The organism is Pseudomonas rustica, assembly GCF_049959085.1.
Taxonomy (GTDB): domain Bacteria; phylum Pseudomonadota; class Gammaproteobacteria; order Pseudomonadales; family Pseudomonadaceae; genus Aquipseudomonas; species Aquipseudomonas rustica.
Map to the genome: position 1 here is coordinate 4,425,930 of NZ_CP188200.1, position 23,421 is coordinate 4,449,350.

The window sequence follows — 23,421 nt, forward strand, 5'->3', positions numbered from 1 at the left end:
ATGGCCCGGCAATGTTGCTGCCGGACCATGATCGTCAGCGGCTGACCGTGACGATGCGAATTACTTCGCGCCCAGCGCCAGTTTGGCGACTTGTGGCGCAGGCTGGTAGCCCGGAATGACTTGTCCGTCGGCCAAAACGATGGCCGGTGTACCGTTCACGCCAATCGACTGACCCAGAGCGAACTGTTTGGAAACCGGGTTCTCGCACTTGGCGGCCTTGATTTCCTTGCCATCGACCATTTTGTCCATGGCGGCTTTCTTGTCTTTCGAGCACCACACGGCTTGCAGTTGCTCGTCACCCGGCGAACCGAGGCCCTGACGCGGGAACGCAACATAGCGCACTTCGATGCCGCGCTTGTTCAGCTCAGGCACTTCGGCGTGCAGCTTGTGGCAGTACGGGCAGGTGGTGTCGGTGAACACGGTGATATGCGATTTGGTTTCGCCGATGGCCGGGTAGACCACGGTTTCGGCAACCGGAATGGCGTTGACCAGTTTGGAGACGCCCAGGCGTTCGGTTTTCTCGGTCAGGTTGACCGGTTTGCCGTCCTTGAGCTGGAACAGGTAACCCTGAACGATGTACTGGCCATCGGCACTGGCGTAGAGCACGCGGCTGCCTTTGAGTTTGACTTCGTACATGCCTGGCAACGGGCTGGCATTGATGCTTTCTACCGGAACCTCGAGTTCGAGTTTTTCCAGGCTTTGACGAATCGCTTTGTCGGCCGCGTCATCGGCGACGGCAAAGGTGCTGACCAACGCAATGGCTGCGGCGGCGAAAATCTGGGTCAGACGCATGAGAACTCCTGAAGGCGGACAAATGGAACGATCAGAACGCCCGTGCCGGAACACCGGGTCATAACCGTCCATCGTGCAAACCGGCAAAGCCTAACACATAAGGCCACGGTGGCCGAATGCGCCTGTCGCCACTCATCACACCTGCTGTATGTAGGAGCTGCCGCAGGCTGCGATCTTTTGATTTTGTTTTTAAGATCAAAAGATCGCAGCCTGCGGCAGCTCCTACACGGGGAGGTATGGAGTTAACCGCGCGGGTGGTGTTTGGCGTGCAGCTCTTGCAGGCGGGCGCGGGCGACGTGGGTGTAGATTTGTGTGGTGGAGAGGTCGCTGTGGCCGAGCAGCATCTGCACCACGCGCAAATCCGCGCCATGGTTGAGCAGGTGCGTGGCGAACGCATGGCGCAACGTATGCGGCGACAACGACTTGCCAATCCCCGCGACCTTGGCCTGATGCTTGATGCGGTGCCAGAACGTCTGCCGGGTCATCTGCTCGCCGCGCTGACTGGGGAACAGCACATCGCTGGGCCGCCCGCCGAGCAGTTCACCGCGCCCATCGCGCATGTAGCGCTCGACCCAGACAATCGCTTCCTCGCCCATCGGCACCAGCCGCTCCTTACTGCCCTTGCCCATCACCCGCAACACACCCTGACGCAAGTTGACCTGTTCCAGCGTGAGGCTGATCAATTCGGTCACCCGCAGGCCGCAGGCATACAACACTTCAAGCATGGCGCGATCACGCTGACCGATGGCTTCGCTGAGATCCGGCGCCTTCAGCAGCGCTTCCACGTCAGCTTCCGACAACGACTTGGGCAGTGGCCGACCCAGCTGCGGCATTTCGACACGTAACGTCGGGTCGACAGAAATCATCTTCTCGCGCAGCAAGTAGCGATAGAAGCCACGTACGCCGGAGAGAAATCTCGCCGTCGAGCGCGGTTTGTAGTTTTGCTCAAGCCGCCAGGCCAGATGATCGAGGATCAATTCGCGACCGGCATTGATCAGCTCGAGATTTTTCTCCTGCACCCAGCCGTTGAACAACGCCAGGTCACTGCGATAGGCGTCACGGGTGTTGTCGGACAGGCCTTTCTCCAGCCATAAAGCGTCGAGGAATTGATCAATCAGCGGGTGGTCAATGGCAGCCATGGGCACTCTGCACGCACACGCAAAAGCGCTGTACGCAAATAGAAAATGAACAGTAATAATGCGCGCTAGTCTTTCACAGCGCGCCATTTCAAGGAACAGGGAGCTTCAATGAACGAGCAGCAAATCCTATTGGCATTCGGTGGCATCGGTGTCGCCGCATTGGGCTGCCAATGGCTGGCATGGCGCCTGAAGCTGCCGGCGATTCTGTTTCTGCTGGTAACGGGGATTTTGGTCGGGCCGGTGTTGGGCCTGCTCGATCCACAGGAAATGTTCGGCCCTCTGCTGATGCCGCTGGTATCGCTGGCGGTGGCGCTGATTCTGTTCGAGGGCAGCCTGACGCTGCACCTGTCGGAATGGAAGGAAATCGGCAGCGTCGTGCATCGTCTGGTGACCATCGGTGCGCTGTCGACCTGGGTCGTCATCGCCGTCGCCACGCACTATCTGCTGGGTTTCGACTGGATGCTGGCCATCCTCTTCGGCAGCCTGACGCTGGTCACCGGCCCGACGGTGATTGTGCCGATGCTGCGCGTGGTGCGGCCGAAATCTTCCATCGCCAACATTCTGCGCTGGGAAGGCATCGTCATAGACCCGATCGGCGCCCTCCTCGCCGTTGTGGTTTACAGCTTCATTATTGCCAGCACTGAAGGTCATGGGCTCAAACAGAGTCTGTTTACGTTTGGCGGGGTGATTCTGTGTGGCGCAGTGTTCGGCGTTGTCGGTGGCTGGCTGCTGGGGACGGTGATCCGCCGGCAATGGCTGCCGGAGTACCTGCATAACCTCGCGTCGCTGGCGGCGGTGCTGGGGATTTTCATTGCCTCCAACGAGGTGATGCACGAGTCCGGTCTGCTGGCGGTGACGCTGATGGGCATGTGGCTGGCGAATATGAAAGGCGTAGACGTGCGGCACATTTTGCACTTCAAGGAAAACCTCAGCGTGCTGCTGATTTCCGGGTTGTTCATTTTGCTCGCGGCGCGTCTGGATTTGTACGCGTTGATGGGCCTCGGGCCGTTGGTGCTGATTCTGTTGGTGGTGATTCAGTTCATCGCCCGACCGCTGAACGTGCTGCTCAGTACGGCCGGTTCGAGCCTGAGCTGGCGCGAGCGTGCGCTGCTGTGCTGGATCGCGCCGCGCGGAATTGTCGCGGCGGCAGTGTCGGCGATTTTTGCGATTCGTCTGCACGAGGCCGGACATGAAGGTGCGCTGCTGCTGGTGCCGCTGACGTTCGCGGTGATCATCGGCACGGTGGTGCTGCAAAGCGCGACGGCGCGCCCGTTGGCACGTTTGCTTAAGGTGGCCGAGCCGGCGCCGAGCGGCTTCCTGATCGTCGGTGCCAATGGCCCGGCACGCGAGCTGGCCAAGTCGCTGCAGCAATTGGGCAGCCGGGTATTGCTGACCGATTCAAGCTGGGAAAACATTCGTGCGGCGCGCATGGAAGGTTTGCCGACGTACTTCGGCAATCCGGCCTCGCAGCATGCCGATGCGCATCTGGATCTGGTCGGGCTGGGGCATTTGCTGGCGCTGTCGCCGTCGGGTGAGCTGAATACCTTGGCGGCGATGCGCTTCCGTCATGACTTCGGGCATCAGCGCTTGTTTGGCTTGGCGAGTGGTCAGGAAAGCCGTCGCAGTGACAAGCACCGGGCGAGTCTTGAGCATCGTGGCAATCAGTTGGGCAGCGAAGCGTTTACCTACGCGAAGCTGGCCAGTCAGATCGGCCAGGGGGCAGAGTTGTACAGCACGACGTTGACGGATGGATTCAGTTGGGATGATTACCGGGCGCTGCATGGTAATCGCGCGACGTTGCTGTTTATGCGCGATGACAGCGGCTGGGTGCATGTGGTGACGCCGGAGACTGTCGTGAAGCCGGGGTCGGGGTGGACGTTGTTGGCGTTGATTCAGCCTGAGGCACAACAGGCTTAAAAGCAAAAGATCGCAGCCTTCGGCAGCTCCTACAGGGAAACGCATCACATGTAGGAGCTGCCGAAGGCTGCGATCTTTTAAAAATTCAAGCTGCAAAACCCGGCAGCACCGGCACCGGGCGCTTGTCGTCATCAATCGCGACAAAGCTGAACTGCCCGTGGATCGCCTTCTCGCGACCATCACAGCTCATGCTTTCAACAAACACTTCCACCTCAACCATGAGGCTGGTGTTGCCGACCTTGATCACCTTGCCCACTAACTCAACGATCGAGCCTGCCGGGATCGCGTGGTTGAAGTCGATGCGGTCGGTGGACACGGTCACCAGCGGCAAGCGGCAGAAGCGTGTGGCGGTGATGAACGAGACTTCGTCCATCCACGCCAGCGCCGTGCCGCCGAACAGAGTGTTGTGGTGGTTGGTGGTCGGCGGGAAGACGGCTTTGGTGACGCGGGTCACCGAGAGTTCGGTGCGGCGTTCGATTTCCTGGTCGCGGGTGGTCATGTCGGGCAGCTCGTAAACAGTGGATTGCGGATCGAAAGCAAGATCAAAAGATCGCAGCCTTCGGCAGCTCCTACAGAGGATCGGTGAAATTCGGGCAACAAAAAAGCAGCCCGTAGGCTGCTTTTTTCTGCATCGGAAGCTGGACTTAAGCCAGTTTTTCCTTGATGCGAGCTGCTTTACCCGACAGGTCGCGCAGGTAGTACAGCTTGGCTTTACGTACGTCACCGCGACGTTTAACAGCCATGCTGTCGATCTGCGGGGAGTAGGTCTGGAAAGTACGTTCTACGCCAACACCGTTGGAGATTTTACGAACGGTGAACGCACTGTTCACGCCGCGGTTACGCTTGGCGATTACAACGCCTTCGAACGCTTGCAGACGGGAACGATCGCCTTCCTTCACTTTCACCTGAACGACAATAGTGTCGCCTGGGGCGAAGGTAGGGATTTCTTTGGTCATCTGCTCTGCTTCGAGTGCAAGGATGATTTTGTTGGTCATGCTGTGCTCCTAAGGTAAATCGTTCGATCTACCATCGATACGTTGTTAACTATCGTCCCGCTCGCGGATGTATTCCTCGAGCAGCTTCTTCTCTTCTCCAGAAAGCGAGCGGCTTTCCAGAAGATCGACGCGTCGTTCATAGGTCCTACCAAGGGACTGCTGTAAACGCCAACGCCGGATATGCGCGTGATTGCCACTTAGCAACACGTCGGGAACACGCTGATCCGCATACACCTCAGGTCGGGTGTAGTGCGGGCAATCCAGCAGACCATCCGTAAAGGAATCTTCCTCGGCGGAGTCCGCATGCCCTAAAGCTCCAGGCAGCAGTCGTGTAACCGCATCGATCATGACCATTGCCGGCAGCTCGCCGCCAGACAATACATAGTCACCAATCGACCACTCTTCATCGACATGAGCATCAATAAAACGCTCGTCAATGCCTTCATAGCGGCCGGCAATCAGGATCAATGCATCCGATTGTGCCAACTCGCGTACCGCCGACTGAGTCAGTTGACGGCCTTGGGGGGACAGGTAAATAACCTTCGCCGCCTCCCCGGCTGCTGCCTTGGCCTGAACCAGAGCATCTTCCAGGGGCTTGATCTTCATCACCATGCCCGGACCACCGCCAAACGGGCGATCGTCCACAGTGTGATGCCGATCCGTCGTGTAATCCCGCGGGTTCCAACAGGTCAGCTGCAAGAGCCCCTGTTTGACCGCTCGACTGGTGATGCCGTAGTCGCCGATGGCGGAAAACATCTCGGGAAACAAACTGATCACTTCTACGCGCAATTTAGCCACGCTTAGAAGTCCGCATCCCAATCCACCTTCATCTCGCCCGCTGCCAGATCGACTGCCAACACACACTGCGCCGTATAGGGCAGCAAGCGTTCGCGATCATCCAGGCTGCCAGCGCAAGGCTTGACTACCATTACATCATTGGCGCCGGTTTCCAGAAGATGATCGACTTTCCCGAGCATTTGCCCCAGTTGATCGATGACCTTCAGACCTTCCAGCTGGTACCAGTAGTACTCGCCGTCGGTCAATTCAGGGAACAGGTTGCGCGGCACGCAGATCTCATAACCGGCCAGAAGACGAGCTTCTTCACGATCATCAAGACCCTTGAGCTTTGCGACCAGGAACTTATCGCTCCCGCGTCCACTGACCAGCTCGACCTGTTTGACATTGCCTTCGCGCTTGAGCGTCCAGGTTTTGTACTGCAACAGGTTTTCAGTCGGATCAGTAAAGGAATAAACCTTCACTTCGCCGCGAACGCCATGAACAGAATAAATTTTGCCGATAACGATCAAATCATCAGCAACAGCTGGCGTCGCGTTCATATTGCTCAGGCCGCAGCCTTTGCAGAGTCCTTCAGCAACTGAGCAACACGCTCAGAAGGCTGTGCACCAACGCTCAGCCAGTAGGCAACGCGCTCTTGGTTCACGGACAGACGAACTTCCTGACCACGGGCAACAGGGTTGAAGAAACCAACCTGTTCTTTGTGGGAGCCGTCACGCGGGTTACGCGAGTCGGTTACGGTCAGGTGGTAAAACGGGCGCTTTTTGGAGCCGCCAAGGGCAAGACGGATTGTTAGCATGTGAACATCGTTCCTGTAGTCGGTGCTGCAAATCTAAATGCACAGCGGGCATGGGTGCCCGAAAGGCCGCATATTCTAAGGAATATCCGGACTTTTGCAAATGACTTTTTCCGGCGCCTATGGCAAGCCGTGCAGATCTGCATATAGAGCCGTCGATAAAAACGGCCGGTCAGCTCCCGCCGTGTGCGGGTTTGCTGTTGATCCTGCGTCCTTGCAGGGTCTGCGCCGGTGCGACGACCGGCGCGGATTCTTTACATTTTTGGCATGCCGCCGCCGGGCAACATGCCGCCCATGCCGCGCATCATTTTCGCCATTCCGCCTTTCGCGGTGAATTTCTTCATCATCTTTTGCATCTGCTTGTGCTGCTTGATCAAGCGACCGATGTCCTGCACCTGAGTACCGGAACCCATGGCGATACGGCGTTTGCGCGAACCGCTGATCAGCTCAGGGTCGCGGCGCTCGGCCGGGGTCATGGAGTTGATGATGGCTTCCATCTGTTTGAATTGTTTCTCTGCGGCGTTCTGGGCATTGCCCATTTGCGACAGGTTGACGCCGCCGATGCTCGGCAGTTTATCCATGAGGCCGCCGAGGCCGCCCATGTTCTTCATCTGTTGCAGCTGATCGCGGAAGTCTTCGAGGTCGAAGCCCTTGCCCTTCTTCAGCTTCTTGGCCAGTTTGTCGGCCTTGTCTTTGTCGAGGGTCGCTTCGGCCTGTTCGATCAGGCTGAGCACGTCGCCCATGCCGAGAATCCGCGAGGCGATACGCTCAGGGTGGAACGGATCGAGCGCTTCGCTCTTCTCGCCCATACCGATGAACTTGATCGGCTTGCCGGTGATGGCGCGAACCGACAGCGCAGCACCGCCACGGGCATCGCCGTCGACTTTGGTCAGGATCACACCGGTCAGCGGCAGCGCATCACCGAAGGCCTTGGCCGTGTTGGCCGCATCCTGACCGGTCATGGCGTCAACCACGAACAGGGTTTCGACCGGGTTGATCGCGGCGTGCAGCGCCTTGATCTCGCCCATCATCTCTTCGTCGATGTGCAGACGACCGGCGGTATCGACGATCACCACGTCGATGAATTTCAGTTTTGCTTCTTTAATAGCAGCTTGCGCGATGTCGACCGGCTTCTGGCTCAGGTCGGACGGAAAGAAGGTCACACCCACTTCACCGGCGAGCATTTCCAACTGCTTGATCGCCGCAGGACGATAAACGTCCGCCGACACGACCATGACCGACTTCTTCTTGCGCTCTTTCAGGAAGCGCGCCAGTTTGCCGGCGGTGGTGGTTTTACCGGCCCCCTGCAAACCGGCCATCAGAATGACGGCGGGCGGCACGGCGCTGAGGTTCAAGTCTTCGTTGGCCGCGCCCATCAGGCTTTCGAGTTCGGCCTGGACGATCTTCACGAACGCCTGGCCCGGCGTCAGGCTGCGCGACACCTCGGTGCCGACAGCGCGCTCCTTGACCGAATTGACGAAGTCCTTGACCACCGGCAGGGCGACGTCGGCTTCGAGCAACGCCATGCGCACTTCACGCAGGGTGTCTTTGATATTGTCTTCGGTCAGCTTGGCCTTGCCGGTGACATGGCGCAGCGTCTGCGAGAGACGGTCGGTTAAGTTTTCAAACATTGCGCGATCCTTTCAGGCCCTGTGTAGACCGGGATAATGGCGGCCCAGACCGGAATCAACATGTGCTCGGCGAGCCTGCGGCGTGGGCAGGTCGCGGATTATAGCGAAGACTGCGGCTGGCGGACACCTCGCCGTCAGCTTCCTGAGTCTTTCGTGCCATGGCGGTTCTATGCCAAACTCAGCCCCTTTCGGGCTTGCCTAACAGGATTTATGCTCCCCTTGTCACCCAGTTTGCTGACCACCCTCGCCGCCGCCCTTCTATATGCCGCTGCGACTCTCTATCAAGGCACGCGTCTGGCCGCCGGTGCCAAGGCGAACAAGCGCCTGCTGGTTTCCCTCGGCGTACTCGCCGTGGTGGCCCAGTTCGCCAGCCTGTTCACGCATTTGCTGACGCCGATTGGCCTGGGCCTGGACTTTTTCAGCGCCTCCAGCCTGATCTCGGCGGCGGTGATCGCCCTGACCTTGATCGCCTGCTCACGGATTCCGGTGGAGAACCTGCTGGTGCTGCTGTTCCCGCTCGGCGCGGTCACGGTGTTGCTGGCGCAGTTCGCGCCGACCGGCACTGTGCAGATCATCGACGAAGAACCGGGCATCCTCGCGCACATTCTATTGTCGCTGCTGGCCTACGGCATGTTCACCATCGCGGTGTTCCAGGCCTTGCTGGTGCTGGTGCAAGATCACCAGCTCAAGCACAAACACCCGTCCGGACTGATCAAGAACTTCCCGCCGCTGCAAACCATGGAAAGCCTGTTGTTCGGTTTCCTCTGGGCCGGCTGGACGCTGTTGTCGCTGTCGCTGATCTCCGGCTGGCTGTTCGTCGAGAACCTGTTTGCCCAGCATCTGGTACACAAAACCTTGCTGGCGTGTCTGGCCTGGATCGTGTTCAGCGTGCTGCTGTGGGGCCGCAACCGTCTCGGCTGGCGCGGTCATAAGGCGATTCGCTGGACTCTCGCCGGTTTCTGCCTGCTGATGTTGGCGTATTTCGGCAGCAAACTGGTTCGTGAATACATCCTGCACATCTGACGGGCGGCATAAATGGACGGTTTGCCCATAGGGCCGATGCTCGCGGTATTTGTCCTGCTGATTTTATGGTCAGGGCTGTTTACCGCCGTCGAAATCGCGCAGCAGCATCTGCTCGCGCAACGCACCGCCTCGCGCGCCAGCGATAAACCGCTGGCGAAGCTGAGCTTCCCGCTCGACAGCCTGATCCTCTGCAACACCTTGTGCCGAGCACTCGCGGTGATCATCGCGACGTTGCTGGCGATTTTCCTCTGCGAGGAAAACGGCCCATGGGCAGCGTGCCTGGGTGCCGGTGCGGTGTTGCTGGTGTTCGCTGATTATTTCCCACGCACCCTCGCCCAGCGTTATCCGGATGCCGTGCTGGCCTTCGGCAATTCGTTGTTGGCGGTTCCGCTGAAGATTGTTTACCCACTGGCCTGGCTGTTCAGCCGTGTCAGCGTTTTGCTGATCCGCCCGTTCGCGCGCAAGCCGCAAGTGGTGCAGCAGAGCGACGACGACGCGCCCGGCGATCGTCGTGATGACCCCGAGCATCCTGTTCACGCACACCCGGTTTCGGGAATTCATGCGCTGGACAACATCACCGTCAACGACATTCTGGTGCCGCGCAGTGACGTCGACGGCATCAACCTCGACGATTCGATTGAAGCGATCATCGAGCAACTGCGCCAGAACAAGCGCACGCGCCTGCCGATGTTCCACAGCGACATCAATCAGGTTGAAGCGGTGCTCAATACCCGTCAGATCCGTCATTTACTGAACAACGGCGATCTGACGCTCGAAGCGTTGTTGGCGGCGAGTTACGAGCCGTATTTCGTCCCGGAAAGTACGCCTCTGCAATTGCAGTTGCTGAATTTCCACAAACAGCAGCGGCGGCTGGGCATGGTCGTCGACGAGTACGGCGAAGTGCTCGGCATCGTTACGCTGGAAGATATTCTTGAAGAGATCGTCGGCGAGTTCGAGAGTGAGCACAGCCTGGAGAACCCGCACATTCATCCGCAGGCTGACGGGCGGATGGTGATTGATGGCACCGCTTCGATTCGCGAATTGAACAAGTGCCTGGGCTGGCATTTGCCGAGTGATGGGCCGAAAACGCTGAACGGGTTGGTGACTGAGGCGCTGGAGACGATTCCCGAGAGTGCGGTTTGCTTGAAGATCGGGCGCTATCGACTGGAGATTCTTGAGACTGAGGAGAACCGGGTGAGCAAGGTGTTGATCTGGCATACCTCGTCTGTGCCTGCTTTGGTGCCTGCCCGATAGAAGATCAAAAGATCGCAGCCTTCGGCAGCTCCTACATTGGAATGCGTTCCAAATTTCCAAATATTCCAAATGTCCCAAATGTCCCAAATGTCCCAATTGTAGGAGCTGCCGAAGGCTGCGATCTTTTGCTCTTGTTTGATTGTTAGCCCCCTTCCTATAATCAAATCCGCTTACCCAAGCGTTGCCAAACCGCGTGCTTACCCCGCACCAGACCGGTTTCGGCCATTTCCGCTGTACTCCGGCAACTGTTCCTACCTGAAACAGCGACCGCGCCTCATCCCACATCCCTGGGTGTTCGACCATAATAATTCGCTCCAACGGAGCTCATGACTGTCAGGGATCACCGCATGACGACCAGTACCGCTTTCAGCGACACCGCGCCTGCCCAACCGACCAACTCCGCCACCCGCGTGGCGACGGCGAGTTTTATCGGCACCGCGATCGAGTTCTACGACTTCTATGTTTACGCCACGGCGGCTGCGCTGGTGATTGGGCCGGTGTTCTTTCCGCAGACGTCCGGCACGGCGCAGATGCTTTCGGCGTTTCTTACTTTTGGCATCGCTTTTCTGGCCCGACCGTTGGGCTCGGCGCTGTTCGGCCATTTCGGTGACCGTATCGGGCGTAAATCGACGCTGGTCGCATCTCTGCTATTGATGGGCGTGTGTACGACGCTGATCGGCGTGCTGCCGGGTTACGCCACGATTGGCGCGTGGGCGCCGATTCTGTTGTGTGTGCTGCGCTTTGGTCAGGGCCTGGGATTGGGCGGTGAATGGGGCGGTGCTGCGTTGCTCGCCACGGAAAACGCGCCGAAAGGTAAACGCGCGTGGTTCGGTATGTTTCCGCAACTCGGCCCTTCGATTGGTTTTCTTGCGGCCAATGGCTTGTTCTTGACCCTGGCCATGACTCTCGATGACGAGCAGTTCCGCAGTTGGGGCTGGCGCATTCCGTTCCTGCTTAGCGCGGTACTGGTGATGGTTGGCCTGTACGTGCGCCTGAAACTCCACGAAACGCCGGTGTTCGCCAACGCCATCGCGCGTCAGGAGCGGGTGAAAGTGCCGCTGGTTGAGCTGTTCAGCCAGTATTGGGCTCCGACCTTGTTGGGCGCGGCGGCGATGGTGGTTTGCTATGCGCTGTTCTATATCTCGACGGTGTTTTCCCTGAGCTACGGGGTTTCAACGCTGGGTTATAGCCGCGAGACATTCTTGGGATTGCTGTGCTTTGCCGTACTGTTCATGGCGGCTGCGACGCCATTGTCGGCTTGGGCCAGCGATCGTTATGGGCGTAAACCGGTGCTGATCATCGGTGGCGTGCTGGCGATTCTGTCCGGGTTCTTGATGGAACCATTGCTGACGCAAGGCTCGACCTGGGGCGTGGCGCTGTTTCTGTGCATCGAGCTGTTTTTGATGGGCGTGACGTTTGCACCGATGGGCGCACTGTTGCCGGAGCTGTTTCCGACCCACGTGCGTTATACCGGTGCTTCGGCGGCGTATAACCTGGGTGGGATTGTCGGGGCCTCGGCGGCGCCGTTCTTTGCGCAGAAACTGGTGGCGATGGGTGGTTTGAGCTATGTCGGCGGGTATGTGTCGGGGGCGGCGGTGCTGAGTTTGATTGCGGTGCTGTGCCTGAAAGAGACGCGGGATAACGATCTGAATCGGGTGGCCTGACAGACCGCCATCGCGGGCAAGCCTTGCTCCTACAGATCAGCGTCGCAACGCGACCTTATGTAGGAGCAAAGCTTGCTCGCGAATGCCGCGACCCGGTTTAGAGTTCTACGACAACAGCCTGAGCAGCACGGGTCGCCTTGGCACGCGCAGCCTCGATCGACTCATCCCGCGCCAGCGCCACGCCCATGCGGCGCTGGCCATTCACTTCTGGCTTGCCGAACAAACGCAACGCCGTATCCGGCTCGCTCAACGCCGCACCCAGATTGGCGAACGCTGTCTGGGTCGACTGCCCTTCCACCAGAATCACCGCCGAAGCCGAAGGCCCGAACTGACGGATCAACGGCACCGGCAGGCCCAGAATCGCGCGAGCGTGCAACGCGAACTGCGACAGATCCTGGGAAATCAACGTGACCAGACCGGTGTCGTGCGGCCGTGGCGAGACTTCGCTGAACCATACCTGATCACCTTTGATGAACAGCTCAACGCCGAACAGACCACGGCCACCCAGCGCCTCAGTCACGGCTTTGGCAACACGCTCGGATTCAGCCAGGGCAATCGGGCTCATGGCTTGTGGCTGCCACGATTCCTGGTAGTCGCCCTTCTCCTGACGGTGACCGACTGGCGCACAGAACGTGGTGCCGCCGATGTGGCGCACGGTCAGCAGAGTGATTTCGTAGTCGAAATCGATAAAGCCTTCGATGATCACCCGACCTTTGCCGGCGCGACCGCCCTCTTGCGCGTAATCCCAGGCTTTCTGCACGTCATCGGTGCTGCGCAGCAAGCTCTGGCCTTTGCCCGACGAGCTCATCACCGGTTTGACGACGCATGGAAAACCGAGGTCTTCGACGGCTTTGCTGTAGTCCTCGAAGGTGTCGGCAAAATGATACGGCGAGGTCGGCAGATCCAGCTCTTCAGCGGCCAGACGACGGATGCCTTCGCGGTTCATGGTCAGTTGCGCAGCGCGCGCGGTCGGGATCACGGTGAAGCCTTCGGCTTCCAGTTCGACCAGGGTGGCGGTGGCGATGGCTTCGATTTCCGGCACGATGAAGTGCGGCTTCTCGGCTTCGATCACCGCGCGCAGGGCGGCGCCGTCGAGCATGTTGATCACGTGGCTGCGATGGGCGACTTGCATGGCCGGCGCGTTGGCGTAGCGGTCAACGGCGATCACTTCAACGCCCAGGCGTTGCAGCTCGATCACCACTTCCTTGCCCAACTCACCACAGCCACACAGCAATACGCGGGTCGCGGTTGGCGACAATGGAGTTCCGATACGGGTCATCTCAGGTCCTCAAAGCAGCGGATCATCGAGGAAAGCGACGCCAGACGCGCTTTCCATGGGGAGAAAGCGCGGCATTTTACATGAACCCGAGGCTTTGGCTTCAGCTGGCGACGGCCTGTTTGCGATCGCGCCAGGCCATGATCAGCCAGACGACGGTGACACCGGCGAATTTCGACAGCAGTGCGGTGATGATCACCGGTGGCGTCATGGCGTCGATCATGCCGAAAAAGATGAAGGTATCGAGGGGAATGCTCAGCGCCGAGCTGATCCACAAGCGGTCGCGCAACGGACGTTTGGTGATGCTGAACACCAGCCAGTCGATGATCTCGGAGACCGCGAACGCCGTGGCGCTGGCCAGCGCGATGGAAGGGTCGGAGGTGACGTAAGACAGCACCAGCGCCGCCAGCATCGCCGCGATCGCCCCGTGGCCGAAACGGATTTGCACCATGTCGCGCAGCACGAATACCAGACCGCCCCAGGCCGACCAGATGATGTCCAGGTGCGGCGCGGTGGAGAAGGCGAAGTTGATCAGCACGACACTGCTGATGTAGGCGATGAGGAAAATCATGGGGGCGACCTGGCAGATTGGCGCACAGATTACTTCAGCCAAAGCAGAATCAAAAGATCGCAGCCTGCGGCAGCTCCTACAAGGGAACGCATTTCAAATGTAGGAGCTGCCGAAGGCTGCGATCTTTTGATCTTAATGCCCGGGTGTCTTACCAATCATCCACACCAACCCACTCGCCTTCGCCCGTTCATGACACAACCCCAACACCACCCGGCGCTCGTCATTGTTCATGCGGCTCCAGCGGGTAATCTCTTCCACCGTACGCTGGCACCCGGTGCACACATCATCCTCATCCAGCGCACAAATATTCACGCATGGCGAGGCAACCGGTCTTTCTGGCGTGTTCATTCTTCCTGCTCAACCAGATCATGCGCATAACGCTGGGAGTTATGCACATAGTGCGCGGCGCTGGCCTCAAGCATCTTCTTCTGCGGCTCGGTCAGCTCACGCACAACCTTGCCCGGCGAGCCCATCACCAGCGAACCATCCGGAATTTCCTTGCCCTCACCAATCAGCGAGTTGGCGCCAATGATGCAGTTCTTGCCGATCTTCGCGCCGTTGAGAATCACCGCGTTGATACCGATCAGGCTGTAATCGCCAACGGTGCAGCCATGCAGCATGGCGTTGTGGCCAATGGTCACGCCCGTGCCGATGGTCAGCGGATAGCCCATGTCGGTGTGCATCACGGTGCCGTCCTGCACGTTACTGTTCTTGCCGATCAGGATCAGTTCGTTGTCGCCGCGTAGCACAGCGTTGAACCAGACGTTGGCGCCCTCTTCCAGTTTGACCTTGCCTACCAGCACGGCATTGGGGGCGACCCAGCTCTGCGGGTGGGTCTCGACACGGGCGTCGCCCAGGCGGTATTTCATCTTGTTTTCCTCAGGGCTCACGGTGATGGCCATTCGAACGATGGCTTAGGTGTTAATAAAGCTTTTAGGCGGAGTATGCAGACTGATCTTGGCGTCATAGAGCAGATTGATCAACTCGACGATCATGATGGCGGTCAGGCCCCAGATCTTGAAATCGCCGTAGCGATAGCTTGGCACGTACCAACTGCGACCTTGATAGTCGATGCGATGGGTGTGTTCGCGGGGGTCTTTGCGGAAGAATTCCAGCGGCACGCTGAACACCGCAGCGATCTCGGCATCATTAGGCTGATACTCGACAAAATCGGGGATTACGCCGACATAAGGCGTGACCTTGATGCCGTGCAGGGAGATCAGCGGGCTGAGCGGGCCGATGACTTCGACCAGTCCCGGCGGCAGGCCGATCTCTTCCTCTGCTTCGCGCAGGGCGGTGAAGATCAGATCCGGGTCTTCGGGATCGCGGCGTCCACCGGGGAAAGCCACTTCGCCGCCATGGGTCGAGAGCCCGCTGGCGCGCAGGGTCAGGACCAGTTCCGGTTGGTCACTGCGGGTGATCGGCACCAGAACGGCGGCCTCGGGGAAACGTTTGTCGGTCTCCAGCGTGCGCGGTGTGTGGTTGCTTACCCTATGCAGTAGCTCGTCCAGCATGAGTGTTCTCGATCGGTGCCTTACCCTGCATCATGCACCAATCATTGCAGCCGCCCAAGCCCCCGAATCCCGCCATGTCGCGAAACGACAACTTGCCGACCGACACCGCTGCACGCCAAGATAGGCGCAGCATTCAGGAAGCCCAGCATGAAATTTTGCAGCCACTGCGGTAACCCGGTCACCCAGCGCATTCCCGAAGGCGATTCGCGGCGGCGATTTGTCTGTGACAGCTGTCAGACCATTCACTACCAAAACCCCAATATCGTCGCCGGTTGCGTGCCGACCTGGGGCACAAAAGTGCTCTTGTGCCGCCGTGCCATCGAGCCGCGCCTCGGTTACTGGACGTTGCCTGCCGGGTTCATGGAGAACGGAGAGACCATCGAACAGGCCGCTATCCGCGAAACTGCCGAAGAAGCCTGCGCCCGCGTGCGTAACCTGAGCATCTATACGCTGATCGACGTGCCACACATCAGTCAGGTGCATGTGTTCTTCCGCGCGGAGCTGGTTGATCTGGACTTTGCCGCCGGCCCCGAGAGCCTCGAAGTGCAACTATTCGACGAAGCCGACATTCCATGGGACGAGCTGGCTTTCAGGACGGTGGGGCGTACCTTAGAATGCTTCTTCGCTGATCGGCGGGTTGAGGTGTATCCGGTGCGTTCGGAATCGATTCCGCCGTTGGTGCAGCCGGTGATTGTCGGTTAGAAGATCAAAAGATCGCAGCCTGCGGCAGCTCCTACACAACACTTATCTGCGTCACTCCTTGGGGAATCGTTTCAATGCGCTGGTTGCTTGCCCTGTTCTGCCTGTCGTTCGTTAGCGTTTCCCAAGCGTCCTTCGTGACCACCGTGACGCCGGCGAATACCCCGCTTATCGAAAAAGTCCTGGTGCTCAAATCGGCGCATCAACTGCAGTTGATCGCCGACGGCAAGCCGCTGAAGACTTATCGCATCTCCCTGGGCAAGGGCGCGAAAAAAGGTCCGAAACTGATTGAAGGCGACAAGCGCACGCCGGAAGGTTTCTATTGGATCGACTGGCGCAAGACCAGCGACAAATTCAACCTGTCGATGCACATTTCCTACCCGAACATCAGCGACTCGGCCCGCGCCCGGCGCGAAGGCGTTGAGCCTGGCGGGATGATCATGATCCACGGCACGCCGGATTCCGAAGAAACCCCGGAAGACCTGTTCCACACCCTCGACTGGACCGACGGCTGCGTCGCCATGCGCAATGTGGATATGCGTGAGGTGTGGAGCCTGGTGCCGGATGGCACGATGGTTGAAATTCGCCCATAGGCCACCCGGCGAACGCGAGATGAAACTTTGATAGGTATTGATGTCTCGCGACAACCCAGGATTCTGTTGAGTGTTAAGCGGAAGGATTGGATAACCATCTCCAGCTGTATAAGTTCACAACTAGAATTCCGGGCTTATCGCAACTAATAACAGTAAACAATCAGACTCATTCTAAAACGTTATAAAAACCTGTCAGATATTACAGTTATCACGTTCTGGCTTCCTGCGTAGGATGATCTTTCCAAAGTACGTAAGGAACTTCTGATCATGAACAAAGAACTTGATAAAAATCAAGAGAAGGCGAGCCCGTTTCCACTTGGCACTGTAGACTCACGGCGATTTGCAGAGCTCGTACGGGTCGATGACACTTACAAGGTAGCCGGCCAAACATACAGAATTACGGAAAAAAAATATATCGAAGTTAGCCTTGACAGCTATCACGTCGCAATAAGCTATAGTTTATATGTCACTGATAACAGCAGTGACAAAAAAAACGAACAGCATATTTTTGAATTCTCCCAGTTCTTTACCCGTGAACAACTTTCAACTTTCGCGAATGATGGTGATCTGCTTTTCAGTGGCGGCGTACTGTTCAGGCTTGGTAAAAGCCAATTCGAAAGACTTCCAAATGGCAGTTTTATTCACATATCCAACGTTACTCGGGAATAGACCGAGTTCCAAGGGACGTGGGATACCACATGGACATCATGAACACTAAAACGAATCTAGTGCTTATGCTTATGTGACGAGCTCGTCCCTTACGATTCGCAACCGGTGCCAAACCTGGATTTCGTACAACCATCGGTCGGCAAAAAAAATAAATCAAAAGATCGCAGCCTGCGCCAGCTCCTACAGAGGTGATACCACTTCAACGTGTAGGAGCTGCCGCAGGCTGCGATCTTTTGCGTTTACACCCCCACCCCTAATACCACTTAGAACCACCACCCTCAAAATCCTCGATCCACAAGGGTTTCCGGCCCTGTCACCACGTTGACATGGTATTCAAGTGGTATTAATTTTCGCTGCATTCACGGGCGACAACCACTCCAATACCCGCACCGGACACCGACATGAACGACCTTCAGGCCTTGCGCCCTGACGACCAACAAGCGACGCCGTTGTACCTGCAACTGGCGCGCAATCTGGAATCGGCAATTCATGCCGGCCAGTGGAAAGCCGAACAGGCGATGCCGTCCGAGCGCAACCTCAGCGAGTTGCTCGGTATTTCCCGCGTCACCGCGCGCAAAGCCCTCGAAGTCCTTCTCGATCAAGGCCTGATCCGTCGCCTGCAAGGCTCCGGCACCTTCATCACCCCACGCCTCGAACAACCGCTGTCGCGCCTGTCCGGTTTCAGCGAGATGCTGCGCTTGAAAGGTTTCGTGCCCAGTTCGCAATGGCTGGAGCGTGAAATCACCCTGCCGACCCACGAAGAACTGATCCGCCTCAGCCTGTCGCCGAACGACAAGGTCGCGCGCATGAAGCGTCTGCGCAAAGCCGATGACACGGTGATGGCCATCGAGATGAGCACCCTGCCCGCCTCGATCATGCCCAAGCCGCAACTGGTCGGCGATTCCCTCTACGAATACCTCGACGGCATCGGCAAACCGATCGTCCGCGCCCTGCAGCACATTCAGGCGATCAACGCCTCGGACGAATTCGCCGCACTGGTCGGCATCGCTCCCGGCACCGCGATGCTGCTGATGACCCGGGTCGGCTACCTCGAAGACAACACACCGATCGAAGTCACCGACACCTATTGCCGCAACGATTACTACGACTTTGTTGCAGAGCTTCGCCGCTGATCAGCAGCCGAGCCAAACGAGAGAAGCGAAATGTCCGAAGACAACATCCTCACCGCCAGCGGCTGGGTTCGCGGCCGGCTGATCCACGAACACGGCAAAGTCGTGTCGATCGAAGGCGTGCCTTGCGATCCGGCGAGCAATGACTTGCCGTATCTGCTGCCCGGTTTCATCGACCTGCACGTGCATGGCGGTGGCGGCAAAGACATCATGGAAGGCGCCAGCGCCTTCGAGACCATCACCAAAACCCACGTGCGTTTCGGCACCACCTCGCTGCTGGCCACCACCATGACTGCGCCGAGTGCCGAGATCTCCAGCGTGTTGAAGGAAGTCGGAGAGTTCTGCGAACAGCGTCCGAAAGGTGCCGCGCGCGTCCTCGGTGTTCACCTCGAGGGCCCATACATCAACCCCGGCAAACTCGGCGCACAACCGAACTTCGCCCACACCGCATTGATGGCCGAAGTCGAAGAATATCTGGCACTGGCGCCGATCCGCGTGATCACCATCGCTCCGGAAATCGCCGGTCACGACGGTTTGATCCGCGAACTCAGCAGCCGGGGCGTGCGCATGCAGATCGGCCACACCCTCGGCAGTTACGAGGAAGGCGTTGCTGCAATGGAGGCTGGCGCGACCAGTTTCACTCACCTCTACAACGCCATGAGCCCGTTGCATCACCGCGAGCCGGGCATCGTTGGCGCGGCACTGGCCCACGCCAAATTCGCCGAACTGATTCCGGACTTGCTGCACGTGCATCCCGGCGCCATTCGGGTGGCCCTGCGCTCAATCCCGTGCCTGTATTGCGTCACCGATTCGACCGCCGCCGCCGGCATGCCCGACGGTGAGTACAAGCTCGGCAGCCACACCGTGACCAAATGCCTGGGCGGCGTGCGCCTGCCCGATGGCACCTTGGCCGGCAGCACGCTGACCATGGATCAGGCCCTGCGCAATCTGGTGAAGATCGGTTTGCCGATCGCCGAAGCCTCGCAACGTCTGTCGCAATTCCCCGCCGACTACCTCGGCATCACCGAACGCGGGCGCCTTGCACCAGGTGCCTGGGCCGACTGCGTGCGGCTCGATCGCTCACTCACACTGACCGCCGTCATGGTCGAAGGAGAAGACATTGACTTCAAAAATGCTTGAGGAGGCACTGTCCTCGTTCGAGGCCGTGCAAGCCCAACTGCAACAGCTCGACCCGCAAATGATCGAGATCGCCGGACGCCTGCGCCGTCAGCCGCCGCAAGTGGCGATGACCGTTGCGCGTGGCAGCTCCGACCACGCGGCGAGCTACTTCGCCTACCTGACCATGCAGCAACTGGGCGTGCCGGTGGCGTCGTTGCCGATGTCGGTGGTGACCATGCAGCAAGCGCCGTTGAAGGTCAGCGGTCAGGTCGCGTTCGCGTTTTCGCAATCGGGGCAGAGCCCGGATCTGGTCAACAGCCTGCGTCTGCTGCGCAAGCGTGGCGCGCTGAGCGTGTCGATGGTCAACGCCGCCGATTCGCCACTCGAAGCCGCGTGTGAATTCAGCGTGCCACTGCTCGCCGGGACTGAAAGCAGCGTCGCCGCGACCAAGAGTTTTATCGCCACCCTCAGCGCCAGCGCCCGTTTGATCGCGCACTGGAAAGAAGACAGCGAATTGCTCGAGGCCGGTAACGCCCTGCCTGAAGGTCTGCGCGAAGCGGCAAAACAGGACTGGAGCGTGGCCATCGAAGCGTTGCGCGATTGCGAGCGTTTGATGGTCATCGGCCGTGGTGCCGGTTTCGCCATCGCTCAGGAAGCGGCGCTGAAATTCAAGGAAACCTCGGCGATTCAGGCCGAAGCGTTCAGCAGCGCCGAAGTGCGTCACGGCCCGATGGCGTTGATCGACGAACATTATCCGCTGCTGGTTTTCGCACCGCGCGGTGCTGAACAGGCTGGCTTGTTGAGCCTGGCGGCAGAAATGCGTCAACGCGGCGCTCGTGTGTTGCTGGCCGCGCCGGATGACGTGAGCGAACGCGACCTGACACTGACCCGCGCCGAGCACCCAGCGCTCGATCCGATTCTGGCGATCCAGAGTTTTTACGTGATGGCGGCAGGTTTGGCCGTGGCCCGTGGCATGGATCCGGATCAGCCGCGCCACCTTAGCAAAGTGACCCGCACGCACTGACACCCGTTGATCGATGCATAACCCTATCGGCGGACGCTAAACCGCTGATTGATGCACAACCCTGTCGGCGGACGCGAAAACCGCTGATGGGTGCACAACCCAATCGGCGGACGCTAAACCGCTGATTGATGCACAACCCTATCGGCGGACGCGAAAACCGCCGATTGATGCACAACCTCTGTAGGAGCTGCCGAAGGCTGCGATCTTTTGATTTTGATTCACAAAAAACAAGATCAAAAGATCGCAGCCTGCGGCAGCTTCTACAGGGGATATCGAACCGAGATTTAACCGATGAGACCGAGCCATGCACAACAACAATAAAGAGCTGACCCTCAGCGCCCCGCTCAGCGGCCCGGTGCTCACGCTCGCCAAAGTCCCGGACGCGGTGTTCGCCAGCGGCGCAATGGGTGACGGCATCGCCATCGACCCGATCAACGACACGCTGTACTCGCCGTGCGCCGGGGTAATCATCCACGTCGCCCGCACCGGCCACGCACTCACCGTGCGTGCCGACAACGGCGCGGAAATCCTCCTGCATCTGGGCCTCGACACCGTTGAGTTGAACGGCGAGGGTTTCTCGATGCTGGTCAAGGAAGGTGTTCGCGTAACCAAGGGTCAGCCGTTGTTGCGCTACGACCTCGACAAGGTCGGCCAGCAATGCAAAAGCCTCGTCAGCCTGTTGATCCTGACCAACAGTCAGGATTTCCAGGTGCGCCCGATCACGCTTAAAGCGGTGAAAGTCGGCGAACCGTTGCTGCACATTGTGGCGCGCAATGGCTCGGCAGCGAGCGCTGAAGTCGTCGACGGGCCGGAGGTTCAGGGTCATGTGTTGGTGGCGCATCGCGGTGGTTTGCATGCGCGCCCAGCAGCGTTGATTCGGCAGACCGCGCAAGGTTTCAAGAGCCTGTCGCAACTGCACTTCGCCGGTAAATCGGCGCCCTGCAACAGCCTGATCGGTTTGATGGGCCTGGCGGTTGGCGAGCAGGATGAAGTGCAAGTCAGCTGTCAGGGGCCGGATGCTGAGGCGGCGTTGCAAGCGCTGCTCACGGCGTTGGCCACGGCATTGCCGGATGATCATCACGCGGCGGCACCGGTCAGTGTTGCCCCTCTTAAACGCCCGGCCGAGGCTGGCGTGTTGCACGGGGTTTGCGCTGCGCCGGGATTCGTCGGTGGGCCGCTGTTTCGCTTGAACACGATCAGTTTGCCGGTGGACGCGGGCAATCACGATCCGCTGCAACAACAGCAAGTGCTTGAAGCTGCACTGCAACAGGTCAGCAGCGAAATCGACGGCACCCTCGCCCAAGCGAAGAAGCACAAGAATGCCGATGAAGAAGCGATCTTCGCCGCGCATTTGGCGTTGCTGGAAGATCCGGCGCTGCTCGACGCGGCACAGCAATCCATCGAACAAGGCACTGCGGCGACTCACGCCTGGAGCCAGTCGATCGATGTGCAGTGCGAAGTCCTGCAGCACACCGGCAGCGCGCTGCTGGCTGAGCGCGCCAACGATCTTCGCGACCTGAAACAACGCGTACTGCGTGCGTTGCTCGGTGAGGCGTGGAATTACGATGTGCCAGCCGGTGCCATTGTTGCGGCGCATGAGCTGACGCCGTCGGATCTGCTGCAGCTCAGCGCCCAAGGTGTCGCCGGGTTGTGCATGGCCGAGGGTGGCGCGACATCGCACGTGGCGATTCTCGCTCGCGGCAAAGGTTTGCCATGCATGGTGGCGCTGGGTTCGGCATTGCTTGATCAGCCGCAAGGTCAATCGGTGGTGCTCGATGCTGACGGTGGACGTCTGGAACTGACGCCAAACGCTGAACGTTTGGCTGAAGTTCAGCAGGCGCAAATCGATCGTCAGCAACGTCGCGATGCTCAGCAAGCCAAGGCTCACTTACCCGCCGAAACGCGAAATGGCGTGCACATCGAAGTCGTCGCCAATGTCGCCTCCAGCGCTGAAGCGGCAGATGCCTTTGCCAACGGCGCCGATGGCGTCGGTCTGCTGCGCACCGAGTTTTTGTTCGTCAACCGACAGACTGCTCCGGATGTGGAAGAGCAACGCAGCGCCTACCAAGCTGTGATCGATGCGATGGGCGATAAGTCAGTCATCATCCGCACCATCGACGTCGGCGGCGACAAACAACTCGATTACCTGCCGCTGCCGATCGAAGCCAACCCGGTGCTCGGTCTGCGCGGCATTCGTCTGGCTCAGGCCCGCCCGGAAATCCTCGATCAGCAACTGCGCGCGCTGCTGCAAGTCAGCCCGCTGCGTCGCTGCCGAATCCTGTTGCCAATGGTTACCGAAGTCGACGAACTGCTGCACATTCGCCAACGCGTCGATGCGTTGTGCCTGGAGATGAACATCGCTCAGCGTCCGGAAATCGGCGTGATGATCGAAGTCCCCGCCGCCGCATTACAGGCCGAACAACTCGCCGAACACGCCGACTTCCTCTCCATCGGCACCAACGATTTGTCGCAATACACCCTGGCCATGGATCGCGATCACGCCGGTCTGGCCGCCCGTGTCGACGCCCTGCACCCGGCGCTGCTGCGTTTGATCGCGATGACCTGCGAAGGCGCGGCGGTGCACAAGCGTTGGGTCGGTGTCTGCGGCGCCCTCGCCTCCGATCCGCTGGCCACGCCGGTGTTGATCGGTCTGGGCGTTACCGAATTGTCGGTCAGCCCGGTGCAAATCGGTGAAATTAAGGATCGCGTGCGCCAGGTGCACGAAGCCGAATGCCAGCGCCTCAGCCGCGACCTGCTCAAGTTGAGCAGCGCCGCCGCCGTGCGCCACGCCTGTCATCAACATTGGCCACTGCGCTAACA

General features: G+C 59.1%; 24 protein-coding genes. 11 read left to right on the top strand and 13 right to left on the bottom strand.

Annotated elements, in window-relative coordinates; genetic code table 11:
- Positions 1 to 60: 60 nt before the first annotated feature.
- Together dsbC and xerD are read right to left on the bottom strand one after the other, a co-directional pair.
- The gene (dsbC, locus tag ACP3TY_RS20260; RefSeq protein ID WP_053117452.1) at positions 61 to 792 is read right to left on the bottom strand and encodes a bifunctional protein-disulfide isomerase/oxidoreductase DsbC; all 732 of its coding nucleotides are present in this window, start codon (positions 790 to 792) and stop codon (positions 61 to 63) included.
- A 242-nt stretch (positions 793 to 1,034) separates the two neighbouring features.
- Positions 1,035 to 1,931, bottom strand: coding sequence for a site-specific tyrosine recombinase XerD (gene xerD / locus ACP3TY_RS20265; protein WP_053117450.1), 897 nt, complete (start codon positions 1,929 to 1,931; stop codon positions 1,035 to 1,037).
- 108 nt (positions 1,932 to 2,039) lie between these two features.
- Between xerD and ACP3TY_RS20270 the strand changes: the two genes are divergently transcribed.
- A complete protein-coding gene (locus ACP3TY_RS20270; protein WP_426618347.1) occupies positions 2,040 to 3,848 on the top strand; it encodes a cation:proton antiporter in 1,809 nt (602 codons plus the stop codon).
- Positions 3,849 to 3,933: 85 nt separating this feature from the next.
- Here ACP3TY_RS20270 and ACP3TY_RS20275 read toward each other — a convergent pair whose 3' ends face one another.
- From ACP3TY_RS20275 to ffh, 6 genes are all read right to left on the bottom strand, one after another.
- Entirely contained in the window at positions 3,934 to 4,347 is a 414-nt protein-coding gene (locus tag ACP3TY_RS20275; RefSeq protein ID WP_426618348.1) for an acyl-CoA thioesterase, read from the bottom strand.
- Positions 4,348 to 4,492: 145 nt separating this feature from the next.
- Positions 4,493 to 4,843, bottom strand: coding sequence for a 50S ribosomal protein L19 (gene rplS / locus ACP3TY_RS20280; RefSeq protein WP_003175895.1), 351 nt, complete (start codon positions 4,841 to 4,843; stop codon positions 4,493 to 4,495).
- A gap of 45 nt (positions 4,844 to 4,888) precedes the next feature.
- Positions 4,889 to 5,641, bottom strand: a complete 753-nt coding sequence (gene trmD / locus ACP3TY_RS20285; protein ID WP_159813841.1) for a tRNA (guanosine(37)-N1)-methyltransferase TrmD — start codon at positions 5,639 to 5,641, stop codon at positions 4,889 to 4,891.
- A gap of 2 nt (positions 5,642 to 5,643) precedes the next feature.
- Positions 5,644 to 6,180: a ribosome maturation factor RimM gene (rimM, locus tag ACP3TY_RS20290; protein WP_007908985.1), complete on the bottom strand. Its 537-nt coding sequence runs from the start codon at positions 6,178 to 6,180 to the stop codon at positions 5,644 to 5,646.
- A gap of 5 nt (positions 6,181 to 6,185) precedes the next feature.
- On the bottom strand, positions 6,186 to 6,437 hold the full coding sequence (gene rpsP, locus ACP3TY_RS20295) for a 30S ribosomal protein S16 (RefSeq protein ID WP_045059142.1): 252 nt from the start codon (positions 6,435 to 6,437) through the stop codon (positions 6,186 to 6,188).
- Between the two features lie 251 nt (positions 6,438 to 6,688).
- Entirely contained in the window at positions 6,689 to 8,065 is a 1,377-nt protein-coding gene (gene ffh, locus ACP3TY_RS20300; RefSeq protein WP_053117442.1) for a signal recognition particle protein, read from the bottom strand.
- Positions 8,066 to 8,275: 210 nt separating this feature from the next.
- Between ffh and ACP3TY_RS20305 the strand changes: the two genes are divergently transcribed.
- The 3 genes from ACP3TY_RS20305 to ACP3TY_RS20315 all read left to right on the top strand — a co-directional run bounded on the left by ACP3TY_RS20305 (position 8,276) and on the right by ACP3TY_RS20315 (position 12,006).
- Positions 8,276 to 9,088: a cytochrome C assembly family protein gene (locus tag ACP3TY_RS20305; protein WP_159813843.1), complete on the top strand. Its 813-nt coding sequence runs from the start codon at positions 8,276 to 8,278 to the stop codon at positions 9,086 to 9,088.
- A gap of 12 nt (positions 9,089 to 9,100) precedes the next feature.
- Positions 9,101 to 10,342, top strand: a complete 1,242-nt coding sequence (locus ACP3TY_RS20310; protein ID WP_400755686.1) for a transporter associated domain-containing protein — start codon at positions 9,101 to 9,103, stop codon at positions 10,340 to 10,342.
- A gap of 347 nt (positions 10,343 to 10,689) precedes the next feature.
- Entirely contained in the window at positions 10,690 to 12,006 is a 1,317-nt protein-coding gene (locus ACP3TY_RS20315; protein WP_053117433.1) for an MFS transporter, read from the top strand.
- A gap of 97 nt (positions 12,007 to 12,103) precedes the next feature.
- Here the strand turns inward: ACP3TY_RS20315 and purT are convergent, their stop codons facing one another.
- From purT to ACP3TY_RS20340, 5 genes are all read right to left on the bottom strand, one after another.
- The gene (purT, locus tag ACP3TY_RS20320; RefSeq protein ID WP_007908992.1) at positions 12,104 to 13,285 is read right to left on the bottom strand and encodes a formate-dependent phosphoribosylglycinamide formyltransferase; all 1,182 of its coding nucleotides are present in this window, start codon (positions 13,283 to 13,285) and stop codon (positions 12,104 to 12,106) included.
- Positions 13,286 to 13,385: 100 nt separating this feature from the next.
- A complete protein-coding gene (locus tag ACP3TY_RS20325; RefSeq protein ID WP_053117431.1) occupies positions 13,386 to 13,853 on the bottom strand; it encodes a VUT family protein in 468 nt (155 codons plus the stop codon).
- Between the two features lie 132 nt (positions 13,854 to 13,985).
- Positions 13,986 to 14,201, bottom strand: coding sequence for a DUF1289 domain-containing protein (locus ACP3TY_RS20330; RefSeq protein WP_426618349.1), 216 nt, complete (start codon positions 14,199 to 14,201; stop codon positions 13,986 to 13,988).
- Positions 14,198 to 14,722, bottom strand: coding sequence for a gamma carbonic anhydrase family protein (locus tag ACP3TY_RS20335; RefSeq protein ID WP_426618350.1), 525 nt, complete (start codon positions 14,720 to 14,722; stop codon positions 14,198 to 14,200). Before ACP3TY_RS20335 ends, ACP3TY_RS20330 begins: the two co-directional genes overlap by 4 nt.
- Positions 14,723 to 14,767: 45 nt before the next feature.
- Positions 14,768 to 15,367 (bottom strand): CoA pyrophosphatase, encoded by a 600-nt coding sequence (locus ACP3TY_RS20340; protein ID WP_053117428.1) that lies wholly within the window; start codon positions 15,365 to 15,367, stop codon positions 14,768 to 14,770.
- A 147-nt stretch (positions 15,368 to 15,514) separates the two neighbouring features.
- Here ACP3TY_RS20340 and ACP3TY_RS20345 point away from each other — a divergent pair, with 147 nt between their 5' ends.
- The 7 genes from ACP3TY_RS20345 to ptsP all read left to right on the top strand — a co-directional run bounded on the left by ACP3TY_RS20345 (position 15,515) and on the right by ptsP (position 23,419).
- On the top strand, positions 15,515 to 16,069 hold the full coding sequence (locus tag ACP3TY_RS20345) for an NUDIX hydrolase (protein WP_053117425.1): 555 nt from the start codon (positions 15,515 to 15,517) through the stop codon (positions 16,067 to 16,069).
- A 74-nt stretch (positions 16,070 to 16,143) separates the two neighbouring features.
- Positions 16,144 to 16,659, top strand: coding sequence for a L,D-transpeptidase family protein (locus ACP3TY_RS20350; protein ID WP_008081650.1), 516 nt, complete (start codon positions 16,144 to 16,146; stop codon positions 16,657 to 16,659).
- Between the two features lie 267 nt (positions 16,660 to 16,926).
- The gene (locus tag ACP3TY_RS20355) at positions 16,927 to 17,328 is read left to right on the top strand and encodes a hypothetical protein (RefSeq protein WP_426618351.1); all 402 of its coding nucleotides are present in this window, start codon (positions 16,927 to 16,929) and stop codon (positions 17,326 to 17,328) included.
- Between the two features lie 401 nt (positions 17,329 to 17,729).
- Positions 17,730 to 18,461 (top strand): GntR family transcriptional regulator, encoded by a 732-nt coding sequence (locus tag ACP3TY_RS20360; protein ID WP_426618352.1) that lies wholly within the window; start codon positions 17,730 to 17,732, stop codon positions 18,459 to 18,461.
- Positions 18,462 to 18,491: 30 nt separating this feature from the next.
- Positions 18,492 to 19,598, top strand: a complete 1,107-nt coding sequence (gene nagA, locus ACP3TY_RS20365) for an N-acetylglucosamine-6-phosphate deacetylase (protein WP_159813851.1) — start codon at positions 18,492 to 18,494, stop codon at positions 19,596 to 19,598.
- Positions 19,579 to 20,601, top strand: a complete 1,023-nt coding sequence (locus tag ACP3TY_RS20370) for an SIS domain-containing protein (protein ID WP_110721222.1) — start codon at positions 19,579 to 19,581, stop codon at positions 20,599 to 20,601. Before nagA ends, ACP3TY_RS20370 begins: the two co-directional genes overlap by 20 nt.
- A gap of 304 nt (positions 20,602 to 20,905) precedes the next feature.
- Positions 20,906 to 23,419 carry a phosphoenolpyruvate--protein phosphotransferase gene (gene ptsP, locus ACP3TY_RS20375; protein ID WP_426618353.1) on the top strand — a complete coding sequence of 838 codons (2,514 nt, stop codon included), beginning with the start codon at positions 20,906 to 20,908 and terminating at the stop codon, positions 23,417 to 23,419.
- Positions 23,420 to 23,421 lie beyond the last annotated feature (2 nt).

Excerpts from the sequence above, each read along its gene's own strand:
- dsbC (WP_053117452.1), bottom strand. The coding sequence starts at position 792 with ATGCGTCTGACCCAGATTTTCGCCGCCGCAGCCATTGCGTTGGTCAGC.
- xerD (WP_053117450.1), bottom strand. The coding sequence starts at position 1,931 with ATGGCTGCCATTGACCACCCGCTGATTGATCAATTCCTCGACGCTTTA.
- ACP3TY_RS20270 (WP_426618347.1), top strand. The coding sequence starts at position 2,040 with ATGAACGAGCAGCAAATCCTATTGGCATTCGGTGGCATCGGTGTCGCC.
- ACP3TY_RS20275 (WP_426618348.1), bottom strand. The coding sequence starts at position 4,347 with ATGACCACCCGCGACCAGGAAATCGAACGCCGCACCGAACTCTCGGTG.
- rplS (WP_003175895.1), bottom strand. The coding sequence starts at position 4,843 with ATGACCAACAAAATCATCCTTGCACTCGAAGCAGAGCAGATGACCAAA.
- rimM (WP_007908985.1), bottom strand. The coding sequence starts at position 6,180 with ATGAACGCGACGCCAGCTGTTGCTGATGATTTGATCGTTATCGGCAAA.
- rpsP (WP_045059142.1), bottom strand. The coding sequence starts at position 6,437 with ATGCTAACAATCCGTCTTGCCCTTGGCGGCTCCAAAAAGCGCCCGTTT.
- ffh (WP_053117442.1), bottom strand. The coding sequence starts at position 8,065 with ATGTTTGAAAACTTAACCGACCGTCTCTCGCAGACGCTGCGCCATGTC.
- ACP3TY_RS20305 (WP_159813843.1), top strand. The coding sequence starts at position 8,276 with ATGCTCCCCTTGTCACCCAGTTTGCTGACCACCCTCGCCGCCGCCCTT.
- ACP3TY_RS20310 (WP_400755686.1), top strand. The coding sequence starts at position 9,101 with ATGGACGGTTTGCCCATAGGGCCGATGCTCGCGGTATTTGTCCTGCTG.
- ACP3TY_RS20315 (WP_053117433.1), top strand. The coding sequence starts at position 10,690 with ATGACGACCAGTACCGCTTTCAGCGACACCGCGCCTGCCCAACCGACC.
- purT (WP_007908992.1), bottom strand. The coding sequence starts at position 13,285 with ATGACCCGTATCGGAACTCCATTGTCGCCAACCGCGACCCGCGTATTG.
- ACP3TY_RS20325 (WP_053117431.1), bottom strand. The coding sequence starts at position 13,853 with ATGATTTTCCTCATCGCCTACATCAGCAGTGTCGTGCTGATCAACTTC.
- ACP3TY_RS20330 (WP_426618349.1), bottom strand. The coding sequence starts at position 14,201 with ATGAACACGCCAGAAAGACCGGTTGCCTCGCCATGCGTGAATATTTGT.
- ACP3TY_RS20335 (WP_426618350.1), bottom strand. The coding sequence starts at position 14,722 with ATGAAATACCGCCTGGGCGACGCCCGTGTCGAGACCCACCCGCAGAGC.
- ACP3TY_RS20340 (WP_053117428.1), bottom strand. The coding sequence starts at position 15,367 with ATGCTGGACGAGCTACTGCATAGGGTAAGCAACCACACACCGCGCACG.
- ACP3TY_RS20345 (WP_053117425.1), top strand. The coding sequence starts at position 15,515 with ATGAAATTTTGCAGCCACTGCGGTAACCCGGTCACCCAGCGCATTCCC.
- ACP3TY_RS20350 (WP_008081650.1), top strand. The coding sequence starts at position 16,144 with ATGCGCTGGTTGCTTGCCCTGTTCTGCCTGTCGTTCGTTAGCGTTTCC.
- ACP3TY_RS20355 (WP_426618351.1), top strand. The coding sequence starts at position 16,927 with ATGAACAAAGAACTTGATAAAAATCAAGAGAAGGCGAGCCCGTTTCCA.
- ACP3TY_RS20360 (WP_426618352.1), top strand. The coding sequence starts at position 17,730 with ATGAACGACCTTCAGGCCTTGCGCCCTGACGACCAACAAGCGACGCCG.
- nagA (WP_159813851.1), top strand. The coding sequence starts at position 18,492 with ATGTCCGAAGACAACATCCTCACCGCCAGCGGCTGGGTTCGCGGCCGG.
- ptsP (WP_426618353.1), top strand. The coding sequence starts at position 20,906 with ATGCACAACAACAATAAAGAGCTGACCCTCAGCGCCCCGCTCAGCGGC.